The sequence below is a fragment of the uncultured Phenylobacterium sp. genome, assembly GCF_902826855.1.
GTDB lineage: Bacteria > Pseudomonadota > Alphaproteobacteria > Caulobacterales > Caulobacteraceae > Phenylobacterium.
Map to the genome: position 1 here is coordinate 51737 of NZ_CADEGK010000007.1, position 4351 is coordinate 56087.

The following is a 4351-nucleotide window of genomic DNA, read 5'->3' on the forward strand; positions in this document are numbered from 1 at the left end:
GCGCGTGGGGGGGGGCGGCTCTGCGCCTCGGCGGGCGGAGTCGGCGCGAGCGCCGGCGGCGGGGTCCTGGTCTTCCGCCGTATTGGGCGGCTGTCACCGGAGCCATCGCCCATGGCCGCTTTCACGCCGTCTGTCATTGCGGTGATCGACGGCCGGCCGATCAAAGCCCTGGCGGCTGAACAGCTCCAAGGGCTCAGGGTTCTTTCAGGCGCCGAAGTGGTGGTCGCCGACGACGGCGAACGGGCGCTGTCGGGCGCGGATCTTTCGAGCATTGCCATCGTGGGCGGCGCCGGTCGTCGGCTTCAGCGCATCGAGCGCTCTGGAAGCTATGATGGTGAGCTTCGACTGACGCACGACGTGGCCACCGACAACCTCGGCCGCCGCTACGTGTTCAGTACCTCGAATCCCCGCGTCCAGACGGTCGCTCGAGGCAAGTGGGCGCGCCGCTCAGCCCCACGCGGATCGCCGTAGGCGCGACGGAGCTCACGCCGGACGCTGAAGCGCGAGCCGGAAACCCACGCCGCGTACGGTCTCGATGGACGGGGCGCCTGGCAGGGCGGCGAGGCGCTTGCGCAGGTAGCCGACATAGACGTCGAGGGTGTTGTCGGCGATATCGGGCGCGGGGCCCCAGGCGTATTCCAGCAGCGCCTGGCGCTTCACCGGCCGGCCTGCCGCTGCGGCGAGCCCTGCCAGCACCCCGAACTGGCGGGCGGGCAGCGCGACAGACTGCTGGCCCACAGTGGCCGTGCGGTTCGCGGGGTCGAGGCTGAGCGCGCCGGCGACGATGGGCTCGAGCGGCCGTCCGCGGCGGGCCAGGACGGTGAGCCGCGCCAGCAGCTCTTCGAAGGCGAAGGGCTTGGAAAGGTAGTCGTCAGCGCCGCTCCGGAACCCGTCCAGCTTGTCCTCCAACGCGCCGCGGGCGGTGAGCATCAGGATCGGCGTCGCCACCCCCGCGCGGCGTACCGCGCTGCAAAGGTCGAGGCCGTCCCCGTCGGGCAGGCCCAGGTCCAGGATCGCTGCAGCGTAGGCGCCACTGGTGAGCGAGCGGCGGCCCTCGGCCCCCGTCCGGGTCCAGTGCACCTGGAAGCCCTCGGCAGCGAGGCCGCGGGTGACGAAGCTGGCGATGCCGGGGTCATCCTCGACCAGCAGGATATTCATGGGCGAGCCGCCACCTCAGCCAGGAGGGGCAAGTCGATCACCACGGTCAGGCCCCGCCCGGGGCTACTCTGCGCGCGGATGTCGCCGCCGTGCTGTTCCACCACCCAGCGGGCGACGGAGAGGCCGAGGCCGGAGCCGCCTCGGGCGCGGCCGGCGGCCGTCTGGCGCCAGGGATCGAAGATGTTCGCCAGGTCGCATGGCTCCACCCCCGGGCCGCTGTCGGCGACAGTGATGCGCGCAGCGGTGGCCTGGTGCGACAGGGTGAGGCGGATGGGCTCGCCCGGGTCGGCGAACTTGGCGGCGTTGTCTACCAGCGCGAGGATCGCCTGCTGCAGCCAACTGGCGTCGCCGTCGAGGCGCGAGGTGGCGACGGAATCGACATCGGTGACAAGTTGCAGGCCGTTTGCGCGGACATAGGGCTCGGCGAGGGCCGCCGCCCGGTGCGCGACCTCCGCAAGGTCCACGGGCTCACGGCGGATCGCGATGCGGCCGTCCTCGGCGCGGGCGAGGGCCAGCATGTCCTCCAGCCGGCGCTGCAGCACCTGGCTGTTGGCGGCGACGATGCCGAGGGATGCGCGCAGCCGCTCGACGTCGGCCGCGGGATCGCGCAGGACGACCTCGGCCTCACCGCGAATGACGGTGGCGGGCGTGCGCAGTTCATGTCCGATGCGGGCGAAGAACAGGCGGCGGTTGGCGTCGACCTCGGCAAGCGCGGCGCGGCCCGCTTCGATCTCCGAGGTGCGCGCGCCGACCTGGTGTTCGAGGTCGCGGTTCGCGGCGTACATCAGCCAGGCCCCTGCAGCGCCCAGGAGGGCGATGAACGTCGGGATCGCCACCGCCAGGACGGTGATGGTCCGGCGCAGGTCGCTCATGGCCAGGCTGGCCGCGCCGGCCTCGGCGCGCTCGCGGACGACGACCCGGTCGGTCAGGGCTTCGAACGCGCTCTCGGCGACTTCCGGCGGAGCGGTCCCGGCGAGGAACGGCTCGCGAAGGGTGGTGAACATCCGCGCGAGCGCGCCGGCGTCGGCGATCTCTCCGGCATGGGTCTGCGAGCGCTCCTCCGGTCCGAGGATCTCCTGGGCGACCGACCGCCGGTAGGCGTCCAGGGCCTTTTCCACGTCGACGACGCGGGCCGCGACGCCGGGCCGTCCGGTGGCCACGTCGGCGCGCATGCGGTTCACGTCGGACTGGATGCGGGTGACCTGCGCCAGTTGGTCCTGCGAACTGCGCAGGCGCTCCAGCAGGGCGTCGGCCCGCGCCAGGCCGCTGGTCATCACCACGGCCATGGCCACGAGGGCGGCCAGCGCCAGGAGCCCGGTGGCGGCGAGGGTCCGGCGGAACGCGCTGGGTGCGCCGCCCGATGCGGGTCGGTGTGGATCGAGGGCCGCCATCGCCCGATCTTAGGGCAGCGATCCTGAGAAGGCTCTCAGGATCGCACATCGCGTACGCTCTAGGTTCCCTACAAATACGGCGGGGGGAGAGTCGGTCGGTGGGAGCATCCATGCTGAGGCGCGCGCTCGGCGCCGCCGCGCCGCTGGCGGTGGCGATGGCGGCGCAGGCCGAACCGCGGCCGGTCGAGGTGGCTCCGATCGAGGTGGTGGGCGTGACCCCGCTCGGCGGCGAACTCGCCATCGACAAGGCCGCCGCCGCCATCCAGACGGCCGGCGCCGACCGCATTGAGCGGAGCCACGCGCTGGATCTCTCGGCCTTCATGACGCGCGAGCTCGGCGGGGTGTACGTCAACGATATCCAGAACAACCCGCTGCAGCCGGACCTGAACTACCGCGGCTACACTGCCTCACCGCTGCTGGGCACGCCGCAGGGGCTCTCGGTCTATGTGGATGGGGTGCGGTTCAACCAGCCGTTCGGCGACGTGGTGAGCTGGGACCTGATCCCCAAGCAGGCGATCGCGGAGATGGCGCTGATCCCCGGTTCCAACCCGCTGTTCGGGCTGAACACCCTGGGCGGGGCGATCGCGATCCGCACCAAGGACGGGGCGCGCAACCCCGGCGGATCCGTGCAACTGGGCTATGGCGCCTACGACCGTCGCCTGGCGGAGGCTGAGATCGGCTGGGCGGCCGGCGGCTTCGACGCCTATGCGACCGTCTCGGCCTTCGAGGACGACGGCTGGCGCAACGACTCGCCGTCGAACGCGACGCAGGCCTTCGCCAAGCTGGGCTGGGGGGACGGCGCCACGCGGATCGCGCTCTCAGGGACCTATGGGCGCACCGACCTCGCCGGCAACGGCCTGCAGGAGCAGCGCTTCCTGGCCGCCGACCGATCCAGCGTCTACACCAAGCCCGACATCACACGGAACACCTCGGGCCTGGGCAACCTGACGTTCGAGCACGACGCCGGTGGCGGCTTGTCGTTCTCGGGCAACGCCTACTACCGGGACATCCACACGCGCACCTACAACGGTGACATCAACGACGAGACCCTGACCGAGGCGGTCTACCAGCCGAACGCGGCTGAGGGCGCGGCGCTGGCGGCGGCGGGGTTCGCCGGCGTGCCGACAGCGGGCGAGAGCGCGGCCAACACGCCGTTCCCGAGGTTCCGCTGCATCGCCAACGTGCTCCTGAACAGCGAGCCCGGCGAGACGTGCAACGGCCTGATCAACCGCACAGCCACGCGCCAGCACGAAGGCGGCGCCGGAGCCCAGTTCACCTATCGTTCAATGTTGAACGACCTGGACAACCAACTGGTCGTGGGCGCCGCCTTCAAGCAGAGCCGGGCGCACTTCGTCCAGTCCACGCAGTACGGCTATCTGACGCCGGACCGCGGTATCATCGGGGTCGATGGCCCGGGCGCGTTCGCCGATGGGACGCAGGCCTCCGAGGAGCCCGACGACGCGCGGGTGGACCTGGTCGGGCGCACCAGGACGTTCAGCATGTTCGCCGCCGATACCCTGGACGTGACCTCGCGGCTGTCGGTGACGGTGTCCGGTCGGTTCGACGCCGACCGGGTGCGCAACCGCGACGCCATCACCCCAGGCGGCGGGCCTGGCTCGCTCGACGGCTCCCACGACTTCGACCGCTTCAACCCCGCCCTGGGCGTGACCTGGAGGCCGAGCGACACGGTGACCGCCTACGCCAGCCTGAGCCAGGGCGGCCGTTCGCCATCGGCGATCGAGCTGGGCTGCGCGGACCCCGAGAACCCCTGCCGCCTGCCCAACGCGCTGGCGGGCGATCCG

At 71.7% G+C, this 4351-nt stretch carries 4 protein-coding genes; 2 read left to right on the plus strand and 2 right to left on the minus strand.

What is annotated here, in order from left to right:
* Nucleotides 1-111: 111 nt before the first annotated feature.
* Entirely contained in the window at nt 112-471 is a 360-nt protein-coding gene (locus QZV94_RS02300; protein ID WP_293676183.1) for a hypothetical protein, read from the plus strand.
* A 12-nt stretch (nt 472-483) separates the two neighbouring features.
* On the opposite strand, the gene QZV94_RS02305 is transcribed toward QZV94_RS02300, so the two are convergent.
* The gene (locus QZV94_RS02305; protein ID WP_293676184.1) at nt 484-1158 is read right to left on the minus strand and encodes a response regulator transcription factor; all 675 of its coding nucleotides are present in this window, start codon (nt 1156-1158) and stop codon (nt 484-486) included.
* Nucleotides 1155-2549, minus strand: a complete 1395-nt coding sequence (locus tag QZV94_RS02310) for a sensor histidine kinase KdpD (RefSeq protein WP_293676185.1) — start codon at nt 2547-2549, stop codon at nt 1155-1157. The genes QZV94_RS02305 and QZV94_RS02310 overlap by 4 nt, the downstream gene beginning before the upstream one ends.
* A 110-nt stretch (nt 2550-2659) precedes the next feature.
* Between QZV94_RS02310 and QZV94_RS02315 the strand changes: the two genes are divergently transcribed.
* Nucleotides 2660-4351: TonB-dependent receptor (locus tag QZV94_RS02315; RefSeq protein WP_293676186.1), on the plus strand; the 1692-nt coding region annotated here is incomplete at its 3' end.

Coding starts and splice junctions, on each gene's coding strand:
- QZV94_RS02300 (WP_293676183.1), top strand. CDS start 112: ATGGCCGCTTTCACGCCGTCTGTCATTGCGGTGATCGACGGCCGGCCG.
- QZV94_RS02305 (WP_293676184.1), bottom strand. CDS start 1,158: ATGAATATCCTGCTGGTCGAGGATGACCCCGGCATCGCCAGCTTCGTC.
- QZV94_RS02310 (WP_293676185.1), bottom strand. CDS start 2,549: ATGGCGGCCCTCGATCCACACCGACCCGCATCGGGCGGCGCACCCAGC.